The organism is Pseudomonas sp. KD5 (assembly GCF_012932895.1).
Lineage (GTDB): Bacteria > Pseudomonadota > Gammaproteobacteria > Pseudomonadales > Pseudomonadaceae > Aquipseudomonas.
The window spans coordinates 282,402-296,629 of sequence record NZ_JDWJ01000007.1 but is presented as its reverse complement, the minus strand read 5'-3'; the positions used below and the strand labels follow the sequence as shown (position 1 = coordinate 296,629).

16 protein-coding genes and 1 pseudogene are annotated in these 14,228 nt (G+C 59.5%); 7 read left to right on the top strand and 10 right to left on the bottom strand.

The annotated features are described in order from the left end of the window. Positions 1–6: 6 nt before the first annotated feature. Complete coding sequence (locus tag AF70_RS17730) at positions 7–870, bottom strand: YicC/YloC family endoribonuclease (protein WP_018927482.1); 864 nt, start codon at positions 868–870, stop codon at positions 7–9. Between the two features lie 268 nt (positions 871–1,138). Here AF70_RS17730 and rph point away from each other — a divergent pair, with 268 nt between their 5' ends. Then, entirely contained in the window at positions 1,139–1,861 is a 723-nt protein-coding gene (rph, locus tag AF70_RS17725; RefSeq protein WP_007934600.1) for a ribonuclease PH, read from the top strand. A gap of 30 nt (positions 1,862–1,891) precedes the next feature. Beyond that, a complete protein-coding gene (locus AF70_RS17720) occupies positions 1,892–2,260 on the top strand; it encodes a DUF4870 domain-containing protein (RefSeq protein WP_018927483.1) in 369 nt (122 codons plus the stop codon). Positions 2,261–2,332: 72 nt separating this feature from the next. Here the strand turns inward: AF70_RS17720 and AF70_RS17715 are convergent, their stop codons facing one another. Then, a complete protein-coding gene (locus tag AF70_RS17715; protein ID WP_007934608.1) occupies positions 2,333–3,112 on the bottom strand; it encodes an exodeoxyribonuclease III in 780 nt (259 codons plus the stop codon). Positions 3,113–3,194: 82 nt separating this feature from the next. On the opposite strand from AF70_RS17715, the gene pyrE reads away from it, so the two are divergent. Further along, the gene (pyrE, locus tag AF70_RS17710) at positions 3,195–3,839 is read left to right on the top strand and encodes an orotate phosphoribosyltransferase (RefSeq protein ID WP_018927484.1); all 645 of its coding nucleotides are present in this window, start codon (positions 3,195–3,197) and stop codon (positions 3,837–3,839) included. A 91-nt stretch (positions 3,840–3,930) separates the two neighbouring features. Here pyrE and AF70_RS17705 read toward each other — a convergent pair whose 3' ends face one another. From AF70_RS17705 to coaBC, 6 genes and pseudogenes are all read right to left on the bottom strand, one after another. Then, complete coding sequence (locus AF70_RS17705; protein ID WP_019580466.1) at positions 3,931–4,191, bottom strand: hypothetical protein; 261 nt, start codon at positions 4,189–4,191, stop codon at positions 3,931–3,933. A gap of 196 nt (positions 4,192–4,387) precedes the next feature. Beyond that, on the bottom strand, positions 4,388–5,293 hold the full coding sequence (argB, locus tag AF70_RS17700) for an acetylglutamate kinase (protein ID WP_018927486.1): 906 nt from the start codon (positions 5,291–5,293) through the stop codon (positions 4,388–4,390). 25 nt (positions 5,294–5,318) lie between these two features. Beyond that, positions 5,319–6,695, bottom strand: a pseudogene (locus AF70_RS17695) (phosphomannomutase/phosphoglucomutase); the annotation flags it as partial. 17 nt (positions 6,696–6,712) lie between these two features. Continuing rightward, positions 6,713–6,913 carry a hypothetical protein gene (locus AF70_RS17690; RefSeq protein ID WP_019580467.1) on the bottom strand — a complete coding sequence of 67 codons (201 nt, stop codon included), beginning with the start codon at positions 6,911–6,913 and terminating at the stop codon, positions 6,713–6,715. A 65-nt stretch (positions 6,914–6,978) separates the two neighbouring features. After that, positions 6,979–7,434, bottom strand: coding sequence for a dUTP diphosphatase (gene dut / locus AF70_RS17685; protein WP_019580468.1), 456 nt, complete (start codon positions 7,432–7,434; stop codon positions 6,979–6,981). A gap of 5 nt (positions 7,435–7,439) precedes the next feature. Beyond that, positions 7,440–8,648: a bifunctional phosphopantothenoylcysteine decarboxylase/phosphopantothenate--cysteine ligase CoaBC gene (gene coaBC / locus AF70_RS17680; protein WP_019580469.1), complete on the bottom strand. Its 1,209-nt coding sequence runs from the start codon at positions 8,646–8,648 to the stop codon at positions 7,440–7,442. Between the two features lie 135 nt (positions 8,649–8,783). Between coaBC and radC the strand changes: the two genes are divergently transcribed. Continuing rightward, positions 8,784–9,458: a DNA repair protein RadC gene (gene radC / locus AF70_RS17675; protein ID WP_019580470.1), complete on the top strand. Its 675-nt coding sequence runs from the start codon at positions 8,784–8,786 to the stop codon at positions 9,456–9,458. A gap of 66 nt (positions 9,459–9,524) precedes the next feature. Here radC and AF70_RS17670 read toward each other — a convergent pair whose 3' ends face one another. Beyond that, positions 9,525–11,111, bottom strand: a complete 1,587-nt coding sequence (locus tag AF70_RS17670) for an ABC transporter substrate-binding protein (RefSeq protein ID WP_019580471.1) — start codon at positions 11,109–11,111, stop codon at positions 9,525–9,527. Positions 11,112–11,557: 446 nt separating this feature from the next. Between AF70_RS17670 and rpmB the strand changes: the two genes are divergently transcribed. After that, a complete protein-coding gene (rpmB, locus tag AF70_RS17665) occupies positions 11,558–11,791 on the top strand; it encodes a 50S ribosomal protein L28 (RefSeq protein WP_007894701.1) in 234 nt (77 codons plus the stop codon). An 11-nt stretch (positions 11,792–11,802) separates the two neighbouring features. Further along, positions 11,803–11,958, top strand: a complete 156-nt coding sequence (gene rpmG / locus AF70_RS17660; RefSeq protein WP_003177274.1) for a 50S ribosomal protein L33 — start codon at positions 11,803–11,805, stop codon at positions 11,956–11,958. Positions 11,959–12,042: 84 nt separating this feature from the next. Here rpmG and AF70_RS17655 read toward each other — a convergent pair whose 3' ends face one another. After that, positions 12,043–12,405, bottom strand: a complete 363-nt coding sequence (locus AF70_RS17655; RefSeq protein ID WP_028939148.1) for a cupin domain-containing protein — start codon at positions 12,403–12,405, stop codon at positions 12,043–12,045. A gap of 237 nt (positions 12,406–12,642) precedes the next feature. Here AF70_RS17655 and AF70_RS17650 point away from each other — a divergent pair, with 237 nt between their 5' ends. Continuing rightward, the gene (locus tag AF70_RS17650; protein ID WP_028939147.1) at positions 12,643–14,136 is read left to right on the top strand and encodes an aldehyde dehydrogenase; all 1,494 of its coding nucleotides are present in this window, start codon (positions 12,643–12,645) and stop codon (positions 14,134–14,136) included. Positions 14,137–14,228 lie beyond the last annotated feature (92 nt).

Here is a 14,228-nt window from a genome sequence, read left to right as displayed (position 1 = left end):
TTTGCCTTACTCAATATTCTGTACTTGTTCGCGCATCTGCTCGATCAACACCTTGAGGTTGACCGCCGCTTGGGTGCTGCGCGGGTCGAAGGCTTTGGAGCCCAGTGTGTTGGCTTCGCGGTTGAGCTCCTGCATCAGGAAATCCAGGCGTCGACCGGCAGCGCCGCCGGATTTGAGCACCCGGCGAACTTCGATGATGTGAGTGCTCAGGCGATCCAGTTCTTCGGCGACGTCGCTCTTTTGCGCGAGCATGACCATTTCCTGCTCCAGGCGCTGCGGGTCGAGGTCGGCCTTCATGTCGGTGAAGCGGTCGAGGACTTTCTGACGCTGCGTGGCGAGCATCTGCGGGACCAGCTCACGCAGGATCACCACATCTTCTTCGATGGACGTCAGGCGTTCGTTGATCAACCGCGCCAGCTCCGCGCCTTCGCGCTCGCGGCCGGCCTTGAGTTCTTTCAGGCCTTGGTTGAACAGCGCCATGGCTTCGGCATTCAGCGCTTGCGGGTCGGCGGCGTCGGCCACCAGCACGCCGGGCCAGGCCAGGACTTCCAGCGGGTTCAGCGCGGCAGGGTTCTTGATCAGGCTGGCGACGGTCTCGGCGGCAGCGACCAATTGCGCGGCGCGCTCGCGGTCCACTTGCAGTGGTTTGCCAGTGCTTTCTTCGGTGAAACGCAGGGTGCATTCGAGCTTGCCCCGGGAAATTCCCTGGCGCAGGGCTTCGCGGACGGCGCCCTCGAGGTCGCGGAAAGATTCCGGCAGGCGCAGATGGGGTTCCAGGTAGCGGCTGTTGACCGAGCGCAGCTCCCAGCTCAGGGTGCCCTGGACGCCGGCTTTCTCGACGCGGGCGAAGGCGGTCATGCTGTGCACCATGGAGGTACCTCGCAATGCAGGTCGGCGCGTAACCCATGGTTCGCGGACCCGCTATCTGTGAATTAAAGCCGACAGGCAGCAAAGGCGCAGGATTGTAGCGCAGTGGGGCGGATGCGCCCAATCACACGCGGTGACAATGAGCTGCAGGCCGTCGGCTACGCTCTATTCAGAGCCTTCAATCGTCGGGTGATTTTTTTAGAAGTGCCCACTCGCGGCCCACGGCTCTATAATGCTCGGCAGTTTTCCGTCCCCCGTACAGGTAATCCCTATGAAACGTCCAAGTGGTCGCGCTGCCGATCAGCTCCGCTCGATCCGCATTACCCGCAACTACACCAAACACGCCGAGGGATCTGTACTGGTCGAGTTCGGTGATACCAAGGTCATCTGCACCGTCAGCGTCGAGAACGGCGTGCCGCGTTTCCTCAAGGGGCAGGGCCAGGGCTGGTTGACCGCTGAATACGGCATGCTGCCGCGCGCCACTGGCGAGCGTAACCAGCGTGAGGCGAGCCGCGGCAAGCAAGGCGGCCGCACTCTGGAAATCCAGCGTCTGATCGGTCGTTCCCTGCGCGCTGCGCTGGACATGTCCAAGCTGGGCGACGTCACCTTGTACGTCGACTGCGATGTGATCCAGGCTGATGGCGGCACCCGCACCGCGTCCATCACCGGCGCCATGGTTGCACTGGTCGATGCCTTGAAAGTGATCAAGAAGCGCGGCGGCCTCAAAGGTGGCGACCCGCTCAAGCAAATGATCGCTGCCGTTTCGGTGGGCATGTATCAGGGCGAACCTGTGCTTGACCTCGACTACCTGGAAGACTCGGCTGCCGAGACTGACCTCAACGTGGTGATGACCAGCACTGGTGGTTTCATCGAAGTCCAGGGCACCGCCGAAGGCGCACCGTTCCAGCCGGAAGAGCTGAACGCGATGCTGGCACTGGCGAAGAAAGGCATGATCGAGATTTTCGAACTGCAGAAGGCTGCACTGGCTGACTGATTGTGTTGATGTCCGGCAAAGGAGAGCGCCATGAGTGATGAACAGCAGTTGCTTCCCACCCCGAGCTCCGAGGCTCGCCAGTGGGCGATGTTTTGTCACCTCTCGGCGTTTCTCGGTGTCTGGTTTCCGTTCGGTCACCTGATCGGGCCGCTGATACTCTGGCAGTGGAAGCGTGAAGCCGACCCGTTCATCGATGCCCAAGGCAAAGAAGCGCTGAACTTTCAGATCACCGTGGCCCTGGTCTCGGGCATCTGTTACGTGCTGATGCTGGTGTTGATCGGTTTTGCGCTGCTGCCGCTGGTCCTGATCGGGGCGATGGTGCTGTGCATCATTGCCGGGCTCAAGGCCAATGACGGGGTGCCTTACCGCTATCCCTTCACCTGGCGGTTGATCAAATAACAGGCAGTAAAAATCAGCGCGCACAAAAAAGCCGACAGCGATGTCGGCTTTTTTGCATCTGCGAAAAGACGCTTAGATGGTCAGCGTCCAGTCGTAGTCCACGATCAGCGGTGCGTGCTGCGAGAACCGTGGCTGACGTGGCAGGCGTGCGCTGCGTACGAAGCGGCGCAGGCCAGGGGTCAGCAACTGGTAGTCGAAACGCCAGCCCAGGTTGAGCATCTCGGCCTGTTCGTTGTCCGGCCACCAGCTGTACTGGTCGCCTTCGCGGCTGACTTCCCGCAGGGCGTCGACATAACCCATGTTGCCGACAATCTCGTCCATCCAGGCACGCTCAGGCGCCAGGAAGCCCGGGGATTGCTGGCTGTCGCGCCAGTTCTTGATATCCAGCTTCTGTTGCGCCACGTACAGCGAGCCACAATAAATGTACTCGCGACGTTTGCGTCGCTGTTTATCCAGATAACGGGCGAAGTCGTCCATTAGCTTGAACTTCTGGTTCAAGTCTTCATCGCCATTCTGCCCCGAAGGGAGCAGCAAGGTCGCGATGCTGACCTTGTCGAAATCGGCTTGCAGGTAGCGCCCGTAGCGGTCGGCCGTCTCGAAGCCGAGACCGCTGATGACAGCCTTCGGTTGCAACCGCGAGTACAAAGCCACGCCACCTTGGGCGGGAACTTCGGCTTCGCAGGCATAAAGGAAGTAGCCATCCAGTTGGAAGGCTGGATCGTCCAGTTCAAAGGCGGAGGCGCGGGTGTCCTGCAGGCAGATGACGTCGGCATTCTGTGCTTGCAGCCAACTGAGCAAACCACGCTCGACTGCAGCCTGAATACCATTGACGTTCACACTGATGATCCGCATAAGTGGCCCCAAAAATCGCGTGCGGGTATGATACACGGCGTCTACCTAATTAGCTAAATCCGTGGTATTTGGGGTTTTTTTCATGCAAGCGTATCAACGCGATTTCATTCGTTTTGCCATCGATCGCGGCGTTTTGCGCTTCGGTGAGTTCACCCTGAAGTCCGGGCGCACCAGTCCATACTTCTTCAATGCCGGCCTGTTCAACTCAGGGAAGGCCCTGGCGCAGTTGGGCCGTTTCTACGCGGCAGCCATCGTCGAGAGCGGTATTTCCTTCGACGTACTGTTCGGCCCGGCCTACAAAGGCATCCCGTTGGCGGCAGCCACCGCCGTGGCGCTGGCCGAACATCACGACCGTGACCTGCCATGGTGCTTCAACCGCAAGGAAGCCAAGGCCCATGGCGAAGGCGGCAGCCTGGTCGGCGCGCCATTGACCGGTGACGTGCTGATCATCGACGACGTGATCACCGCGGGCACCGCCATCCGGGAAGTGATGCAGATCATCGCTTCCCAGGACGGCGCCAAAGCTGCCGGTGTGCTGATCGCCCTGAACCGTCAGGAACGTGGCAATGGTGAATTGTCGGCCATCCAGGAAGTGGAACGTGACTTCGGCATTCCAGTGATCAGCATCGTTTCGCTGAACCAGGTGCTGGAGTTCCTGGCTGACGATCCGCAGCTCAAGCAACATTTGCCTGCGGTTGAAGCCTACCGCGCCCAGTTCGGCGTGTAACCACGTTTCCACAGGGGTCGCAGGCAGCAAAAGACCCCGCTCAGCAAGCTGAGCGGGGTCTTTTGTTTATGTATGGCCCAGTCCCCCAGCTTTATTTTTTGCTGGTGCTGCTGAATGTCTCGGCCTTTTTGATCCCGGTGGGTTTATTGGTTTTCTCCGGGTACGGATCAGCCACAGCATCGCCCTGGCCAGTCAGAATTCTCCAGCCATGACGGGTGTGTGCGGTTTTGCGGAGTTGCGGGCAGGGCGGCATCGATGTTTTGCCCTGATTCGAGTATTCGTGACCGCAATCGACACAGGCATAGGTGCCAGGTGAAACATCGCTGCCGTAAGGGACGTAGTCTTTTTGCATGGGTAGACCTCCTGTGGATTCAGAGAAGATCCTATGCAGATTGCTTTCTTCGTGAAGTCGGACGTTTCGCCCAATCAGGTCAGGCATTTCCGGCGCGCATAAAAAAGATCGCAGACTTCGTCAGCTCCTACAGGTTTTTCGTACATCCGAAATCCGTAGGTGCTGCCGAAGGCTGCGATCTTTTTAAGGTTTTGAATCAGGGACGCTTGCGATTGCTGATCAGCGTACCCACACCGGTGTCGGTGAAGATTTCCAGCAGAATTGCATTTGGCACCCGACCATCAATGATCAGCGAGCTGCCCACGCCACCCTGTACCGCTTCCAGTGCGCAACGGATCTTCGGCAGCATGCCGCCGTAAATGGTGCCGTCGGCGATCAGATCGTCGACTTGCTGGGTGCTCAGGCCAGTCAGGACCTTGCCGCTCTTGTCCATCAGGCCGGCAATGTTGGTCAGCAGCATCAGCTTCTCAGCTTTCAGAGCCTCGGCCACTTTACCGGCCACCAGATCGGCGTTGATGTTGTACGACTCGCCGTTGGCACCGACGCCGATCGGCGCGATCACCGGAATGAAATCGCCTTTGACCAGCAGGTTCAGCAGGTCGGTGTTGATCCCGACCACTTCGCCGACGTGGCCGATGTCGATGATTTCCGGCTGGGTCATCTCAGGGGTCTGGCGGGTGACGGTGAGCTTCTTCGCGCGAATCAGCTCGGCGTCTTTACCAGTCAGGCCGATGGCGCTGCCGCCGTGACGGTTGATCAGGTTGACGATGTCCTTGTTGACCTGGCCGCCGAGGACCATTTCCACCACGTCCATGGTCGCGGCGTCGGTGACGCGCATGCCATCGACAAAGTGGCTCTCGATCGAGAGTCGCTTGAGCAGGTCGCCGATTTGCGGGCCGCCGCCGTGAACCACCACCGGGTTGATGCCGACGGCTTTCATCAGCACGATGTCACGGGCGAAGCCGGTTTTCAGCTCCTCGCTTTCCATCGCGTTGCCGCCGTATTTGATCACCAGCGTCTTGCCGACATAGCGGCGAATGTAAGGCAGCGCTTCGGACAGGACCTTGGCGGTGTTGGCGGCGGCTTCGCGTTCGAGGGTCATTCAGGGCTCCGGGTGCTTCAATAGATCAAAACGGTAGTTGGAGATCAGGTGCAACGCGCTTCAGCTGGACGTGGAATACATCCTTGATGCGCTGCAATTCAGCCTCGTCATCGGCCTCGAAGCGCAGCACCAGCACCGGTGTGGTGTTGGAGGCGCGAACCAGGCCCCAGCCTTTGGCATAGTCGACTCGCACGCCGTCAATGGTGGTCAGGTCGGCGCCTTCACCCCACTGTGCGTCATGCAGTGCATCAATGATGCTGAATTTGCTCTCTTCGGTCACATGGATATTGATTTCCGGCGTAGAAATATCGTTCGGGAAGGTCGCGAACAACTCTTCCGCGGTGGATTTCTCTTTGCTGAGGATCTCCAGCAGCCGCGCGGCGCTGTAAATGCCGTCGTCGAAACCGAACCAGCGCTCCTTGAAGAAGATATGCCCGCTCATTTCGCCGGCCAACAGGGCGCCGGATTGTTTCATTTTCTTTTTGATCAGCGAGTGACCTGTTTTCCACATCAGCGGACGACCGCCATATTCCTTGATCAGCGGGATCAGGCGGCGGGTGCATTTGACGTCGAAGATGATTTCCGCGTCGGGGTTGCGCGCTACCACATCTTTGGCGAACAGCATCAGCAGGCGGTCCGGGAACACAACGCTACCGGTGTTGGTGACCACGCCCACGCGGTCGCCATCGCCGTCGAAGGCCAGGCCCAGGTCGGCGTTGGTTTCCTTGACCTTGGCGATCAGGTCTACCAGGTTTTCCAGCTTGCCCGGGTCCGGGTGATGGTTCGGGAAGTTGCCATCGACATCGCAGAACAGCGGGATGACTTCGCAGTTCAGGGCTTCGATCAGTTGCGGGGCAATCACGCCGGCCGCGCCGTTACCGCAATCGACCACCACTTTCAGGCGGCGGGCGAGTTTGATGTCCTGGACGATTTCGGTGTTGTAGCGGTCGAGAATCTCGACCTTGGTGATGCTGCCCTTGCCGCTGCTCAGGTTGTTGGTCTTGAGGCGGTCGTGCAGGGCCTGGATCTGTTCGTTGGCCAGGGTATCGCCAGCAATGACGATCTTGAAGCCGTTGTAGTTCGACGGGTTGTGGCTGCCGGTGAGCATCACCCCGGATTTGCCGGCCAGTACGTTGGCGGCGTAGTACAGCGCTGGCGTTGGCACCAGGCCGACGTCGCTGACGTGGCAACCGCTGTCGGCCAGGCCCTGAATCAGTTGTTCCACCAGTTCCGGGCCGGACAGGCGACCGTCGCGGCCGACGGACACATTGGGTTCGCCCTGGGCCAGGCTCTGGGAGCCGATGGCGCGGCCGAGCCAATAAGCCGTTTCAGCGTTCAAGAATTCCGGGACGGTGCCACGAATGTCGTAGGCGCGGAAGATGCTGTCGGGGAACTTGGGTGCGACTTGGGCTGGGGTGCTCATCTGTAGGAATGCTCCATCTTGAAAGTGGCTGGACCTGCCGGCGAAAAACTCGTCGGCAGGCTCAAACTGAAGGGTATGACGGTGTTTTCCACCGAGAGTTCGTGGTGTGAAAAGGCCATGCCATCAACATCGGCGAGCAATTGGCCGGCCAATGCCTTGATTTCCAGTGGTAAACCTTCCAGATGACGTCTGTGCAATTTTCATCCTTAAAATGCAGAGGGCAGGTCAGGCCAGGCAGTGCTCCCAGCCTGAATGCCGATGATCAGTGGCTGCCGGAGTGGCCGAACCCGCCGGTGCCGCGCTGGGTTTCGACGAACTCTTCGACCATTTCAAAATGCGCTTGAACCACCGGTACCAGCACCAATTGGGCCAGGCGTTCGCCGACAACGATGTTGAAATCGGTCTGGCCACGGTTCCAGCACGACACCATCAGCGGGCCCTGGTAATCGGAGTCGATCAGGCCGACCAGGTTGCCCAGTACGATGCCGTGCTTATGGCCCAGACCCGAGCGCGGCAGAATCAATGCTGCCAGGCCCGGATCGCCGATGTACACCGACAGGCCGGTAGGGATCAGCAGGGTTTCGCCCGGCTTGATGACAGTGTCTTTTTCCAGCATGGCGCGCAGGTCGAGGCCGGCGGAGCCGGGCGTGGCGTACTGCGGCAGCGGAAATTCGGTGCCGATGCGTGGGTCGAGGATCTTGGCTTGCAAAGCGTGCATGTAAATTAAACCTGGTTCAGACGTTCGGCGATAAAAGTGATCAGCTGGCGGGCAATCTTGCCTTTGCTGGTCTGGGCAAAAATAGTGGCGTGCAATTCCCGGTCGATCACGCTGCAGGCGTTTTCTTCGCTGTTGAAGCCAATACTCGGGTTGGCGACGTCGTTGGCGACGATCAGATCGAGGTTCTTGTCTTTCAACTTGCGGGCAGCGTAGTCGAGCAGGTGTTCGGTTTCGGCGGCAAAGCCGACACTGAACGGACGGTCGGGACGGGTGGCGATGGTGGCCAGAATGTCTGGGTTGCGCACCATCTGTAGCAACAAGCCGTCGCCGCTTGTAGGGTCTTTCTTGAGTTTCTGTGGGGCCACGACTTCCGGACGGTAGTCCGCGACCGCTGCCGAGGCGATGAACAGGTCGCAAGGAATCGCGGCTTCACAAGCGGCGAGCATGTCCCGGGCGCTGACCACGTCGATGCGCGTGACGCGATCCGGAGTCGGCAGGTGCACCGGGCCGGTGATCAGGGTCACGCGGGCGCCGGCTTCCACCGCTGCCTCGGCCAGGGCAAAGCCCATTTTGCCGGAGCTGTGGTTGGTGATGTAGCGCACCGGGTCGATGTTTTCCTGGGTCGGGCCGGCGGTGATCAGCACGTGTTTACCGGTCAGCGCCTGACGCTGGAAGCAGTCTGCCGCGCACTGGGCGAGGTCGGTGGCTTCGAGCATGCGGCCCATGCCGACGTCGCCGCAGGCCTGGCTGCCGGAGGCCGGGCCGAAGACTTTGAAGTTGCGGCTTTCGAGGGTTTGCAGGTTGGCCTGGGTCGCCGGGTCGCGCCACATGGCCTGATTCATCGCCGGCGCCACGGCGACTACCGCGTCGGTGGCCAGCACCAGCGTGGTCAGCAGGTCGTCGGCAATGCCTTGGGCCAGGCGAGCGATCAGGTCCGCAGTGGCGGGGGCGATCAATACCAGATCGGCCCATTTGGCCAGTTCGATGTGGCCCATTGCGGCTTCGGCCGCCGGGTCCAGCAGGTCCAGGTGGACCGGGTGCCCGGACAGGGCCTGCATGGTCAGCGGGGTAATGAATTCGCTGCCGCCACGGGTCATGACCACGCGCACTTCAGCGCCCTGGTCGATCAGGCGGCGAACCAGCTCGGCGCTCTTGTAGGCAGCAATGCCGCCGCCGACGCCCAGAACGATGCGTTTCCGATACAGCCGCTGCATAGGTCTGCCTTTCATTTCGTTGATGACTGCATGGCGATACCCCCTCCCCAGGGGTGAAATCGCCCGCAAAAAAGATGGGCTACGATATCACAGCGACCGCTACGGAACAGCGGCGCCCACAGACATGGAGGTGTTATGAGCATTCGCGATTGGCCAGCGGCGGAGCGACCGCGGGAGAGGTTACTTGAGTTGGGTTCGGCGAGTCTTTCGGACGCCGAGTTGCTGGCGATTTTTTTACGTACCGGTGTGTCGGGTAAAAGTGCAGTAGATCTGGCGCGACATCTGTTGAGTCAGTTTGGCAGCCTGCGTTCATTGCTCGAAGCCGATCAGGCTGCGTTCAGCAGGCAATTGGGGCTCGGGCCGGCGAAATTCGCTCAGTTGCAAGCGGCACAGGAAATGGGCAGGCGGCATTTAGCCGAGCGTGCGCGCCAGAAGTCGGCGCTGGAAAATCCGCAGGCGGTTCGTGATTACCTGAAGTCGATGCTGCGCCACGAGCCTCACGAGGTGTTCGGGTGTCTGTTTCTGGATTCCAAGCATCAAGTGCTGACCTTTGAGGTGCTGTTTCGTGGCTCTATCGACAGCACCAGTGTCTATCCAAGGCAAGTGGTTAAACGCGCTTTAGCCCACAACGCCGCAGCGTTGATCCTCTGCCACAACCATCCGTCGGGTAACTCCAACCCCAGTCAAGCCGACCGAATGCTGACCAAGCGCCTGCAAGAGGCGCTGGACCTGATCGATGTGCGGGTGCTCGACCATTTCATCGTTGGTGACGGCGATCCGTTGTCCATGGCCGAGTACGGGTGGATGTGAAGGGGAAAGGCTAGATGAGTCCCTGTGGGAGCGAGCCTGCTCCCACAGCTTTTGTGGCGACGCTGATTACTTGAAGTTGACCTTGGAGTAATCCTGCCGGCCAAACGGGCTGACCTGATAACCCTCGACGTCTTTGCGCGTCAAGGCGAAGGCCGTTGGGTGAGCCAGTGGCAGCCACAACGCCTGTTGCTGGATCTGCGCCTGGGCCTGTTCATAGAGCTTGGTGCGCACACCTTGCTCGCCAGTGGTCTTGCCGGCGCTGATCAGTTTGTCCAGGTCCTGGTTGCAGTAACGGGCGAAGTTGGTGCCGGATTTGATCGCCGCGCAGGAAAACTGCGGTGTGAGGAAGTTGTCCGGGTCACCATTGTCGCCGGCCCAGCCCATGAACAGCAGGTCATGTTCGCCGGCCTTGGCGCGACGAATCAGCTCGCCCCATTCGATCACGCGGATCTCGGCCTGAATGCCGATTTCCGCCAGGTCCGACTGAAGCAACTGTGCGCCGAGGCTCGGATTGGGATTCAGGAGGCTGCCGGAAGGGCGGGTCCAGATGGTGGTCTGGAAGCCATTCTTGAGCCCGGCCTTGGCCATCAGTGCCCGGGCTTTCTCGACATCATGCGGGTAGCCCGGCAGGTTTTTGGCATAGCTCCAGGTATTGGGCGGGTAGGGCCCATTGGCAGGCTCGGCGGTGTCTTCGAATACGGCCTTGAGGTAGTTGGCCTTGTCGAACGCCAGGTTGATTGCCTGGCGCACTTCCGGCTTGTCCAGCGGCGGATGCTGGCTGTTGATGCCGACGAATGCGGTCATGAACGCGTCAGTCTTTTCCACCTTCAAGGTCGGTTCCTGCTTCGCAGCCTGTACGTCCAGCGGTTTCGGCGACAGGGCGATCTGGCACTCGTTGCGGCGCAATTTCTGCAGGCGTACGTTGGCATCCGGAGTGATTGCGAAGATCAACGGGTCCACCGATGGCCTGCCCTGGAAGTAGTCGCGGTTGGCCTTGTAGCGAATCGACGCATCCTTCTGGAAGCGCGTGAAGATGAACGGGCCGCTGCCGATCGGCTGGCTATTGAGCTTCTCCGGAGTGCCGGCCTTCATCAGTTGGTCGGCGTACTCGGCCGAATAGATCGAGGCGAAGCCCATGCTCAGGGTCGGCAGGAACGTCGAGTCCGGGTGATCGAGGGTGAAGCGAATGGTCAGCGGGTCTAGTGCGTCGATCTTCTTGATCAGCGTCGGTAACTGCATCGATTGAGCGTGTGGGAAACCACTCTGGGCTACTTTGTGCCACGGGTTCGCCGGGTCGAGCATGCGGTCGAAGCTGAACTTGACGTCTTCGGCGGTCAGGTCGCGCGTCGGGCTGAAGTACTCGGTGTGGTGAAATTTCACCTGCGGGTGCAATTTGAAAACGTAAGTCAGGCCGTCCGGCGTAACTTCCCAGCTGTCCGCGAGGCTGGCGACCACCTTGCCGCTGACGGTATCGAAGTCCACCAGGCGGTTCATCAGCACATCGGCCGAGGCATTGGTGGTGGTCAACGAGTTGTATTGCACCACATCGAACCCTTCCGGGCTGGCCTCGGTGCAGACGCTCAGGGCGGCTGCATGGGCCAGGGGGCTCAGTAGAAGCGGTGCGAGCAGCAGCGGTAGGGCAGCGAGGCGCATGGTTGGATTCCTTTACAGATGAAGGCCCATCTGCAAGTGCAGTCTGGAAAAGGCCTACCCTAGTGGGCTCTTTTGAAAATGACTATCCCCTTTTTCATTTTGAGGGGAGTATGGGCGATTGTTTTCGGTGGGTGACGATTGATAAAACCCCTGGATTGGCCTGTTGGCCGATTTTCTGCGACGAGCGGTCGCTATCGGGCTCAGCCTTTGTCCAAGGCACTCGGCGCCCGAAAAGCCGGGTTTTTATCAACTCAATTCACACCGGTTGTTGTTGCTCTCTGGTCTTTCTGGTATAAAGCAGCGCTCTTTTCTAGGGGCCCGGTTCCTTCGCTTGTAGGTGTAGCCGGTAAGACCCTTAAAGAAACGCGGCGCCTGGCGCCAAATGACTGAGAGATTAAGCGGCCAACCCATGCCGGGTTGGGCATGTGGTTTTAGAGGGCTGAGGCATGTCGAGAGTCTGTCAAGTTACCGGTAAGGGTCCGGTGACTGGGAATAACATTTCCCACGCAAACAACAAAACCCGTCGTCGTTTCCTGCCGAACCTGCAGCATCACCGCTTCTGGGTTGAAGAAGAGAAACGTTTCGTGCGTCTGCGCGTATCTGCCAAAGGCATGCGTATCATCGACAAGCGTGGCATCACTGTCGTGCTGGCCGAAATCCGCAAAGCTGGCAAGATCTAAGGGAGCTAATCATGCGTGAATTGATTCGTTTGATTTCGAGCGCCGGTACTGGTCACTTCTACACTACTGACAAGAACAAGCGCACTACTCCGGACAAAATCGAGATCAAGAAATATGATCCGGTTGTTCGCAAGCACGTGATCTACAAAGAAGGCAAAATCAAGTAATTGATTTTTCCCTCTTACGAAAAAGGCCCATATCGCGAGATACGGGCCTTTTTTGTTGGCTGTCGGTTCAAGTGGCACAAACCTTCAAGCCTTCTGTTCAAACACCACATAAATCTTGCGGCACGGCTCCAGCACTTCCCAGGTGCCTTTGAAGCCGGCCGGAATCACGAAGCGATCGCCCACGCGCAGGGTCTTGGCGCCGCCGTCGTCATCGCGCAGCACTGACACCCCCTGAACGATTTCGCAGTATTCGTGTTCCGTGTAGTTCACCCGCCACTGACCGATTTCGCCTTCCCAGACACCTGCACTCATCTGGCCGCACGGGCTGTTGTAGTGGTTGTACACCGCTTGCTCGGGGTCGCCCTTGAGGACTTTGGCCGGGTCTGGCCGATAGCGATCGGGCTGGGTGGTGGCCTGACTGAAATCGACGATATCCTGAATGCTCATGCTGGTATTCCCCCGTGATTACGGCGCGACTGGCTGGAAAATTGAAAGTCTATGTTTATTAAAATGAACATCGCAAGGCCGTTTAACGGCCTTGTGTCAAATATATTGAAACTTCACCCGCCGCTGGTTTAGGGTAACGGTTGCCTTGAGCCGAAAAACAGGCTGGCCGGGCAGAATTCCTGACAGCACCCGCGAATAGCGCGGGGTGCTCGTATTCAATAAGAGGAGGACACTCGTATGACCACCCTGACTCGTGCCGACTGGGAACAACGGGCTTGCGATCTGAAGATCGAAGGCCGCGCCTACATCAATGGCGAATACACCGATGCCGTCTCCGGTGAGACCTTCGAGTGCATCAGCCCTGTCGATGGCCGTCTGCTGGGCAAGATTGCCAGCTGTGATGCCGCCGACGCCCAGCGCGCCGTGGAAAACGCTCGCGCCACGTTCAATTCCGGTGCTTGGTCGCGCCTGGCGCCGACCAAGCGCAAAGCCACCATGATTCGTTTTGCCGGCCTGCTGAAACAGCACGCCGAAGAGCTGGCCCTGCTCGAAACCCTGGACATGGGCAAGCCGATCAGCGATTCCCTGTACATCGACGTTCCCGGCGCGGCGCAAGCCTTGAGCTGGAGCGGTGAGGCCATCGACAAGCTCTACGACGAAGTCGCCGCCACCCCGCACGATCAGCTGGGGCTGGTGACTCGCGAGCCGGTTGGCGTGGTCGGTGCGATCGTGCCGTGGAACTTCCCGTTGATGATGGCCTGCTGGAAACTCGGCCCGGCGCTGTCTACCGGTAACTCAGTGATCCTCAAGCCTTCGGAAAAATCGCCGCTGACGGCTATTCGTATTGCAGCGCTGGCAGTTGAAGCCGGTATTCCGAAAGGTGTGCTGAACGTGCTGCCGGGTTACGGTCATACCGTCGGCAAGGCCCTGGCCTTGCACAATGATGTCGATACCCTGGTGTTCACCGGTTCGACCAAGATCGCCAAGCAACTGCTGATCTACTCCGGCGAATCGAACATGAAGCGTGTCTGGCTCGAAGCCGGTGGCAAGAGCCCGAACATCGTGTTCGCCGATGCGCCGGACCTGCAAGCCGCCGCCGAATCGGCTGCCAGCGCTATTGCCTTCAACCAGGGCGAAGTCTGCACCGCCGGTTCGCGCTTGCTGGTCGAGCGTTCGATCAAAGACAAATTCCTGCCGCTGGTAATCGAAGCCCTCAAGGCCTGGAAGCCAGGCAATCCGCTGGACCCGGCGACCAACGTCGGTGCGCTGGTGGATACCCAGCAGATGAACACCGTGCTGTCCTACATCGAATCCGGTCACTCCGATGGCGCCAAACTGGTGGCTGGCGGCAAGCGTATTCTTCAGGAGACCGGGGGCACCTACGTCGAGCCGACGATTTTCGACGGTGTCAGCAACGCGATGAAAATTGCCCAGGAAGAAATCTTTGGCCCGGTGTTGTCGGTGATCACGTTCGATACCGCCGAAGAAGCCGTTGCGATTGCCAACGACACCCCTTACGGCCTCGCGGCGGCAGTATGGACCACGGACATCTCGAAGGCCCACCTCACCGCCAAGGCATTGCGTGCGGGTAGCGTTTGGGTCAACCAGTACGATGGCGGCGACATGACCGCGCCGTTCGGTGGCTTCAAACAGTCCGGGAACGGTCGCGACAAGTCATTGCACGCGTTCGACAAGTACACCGAGCTGAAGGCGACCTGGATCAAGTTGTAAGCCTGTGTGGAGCCCGATCGAACATCGGGCTCCCGAGCGACACAGATCCCCTGTGGGAGCGGGCTTGCTCGCGAAGGCGCCGTAACAGCCAA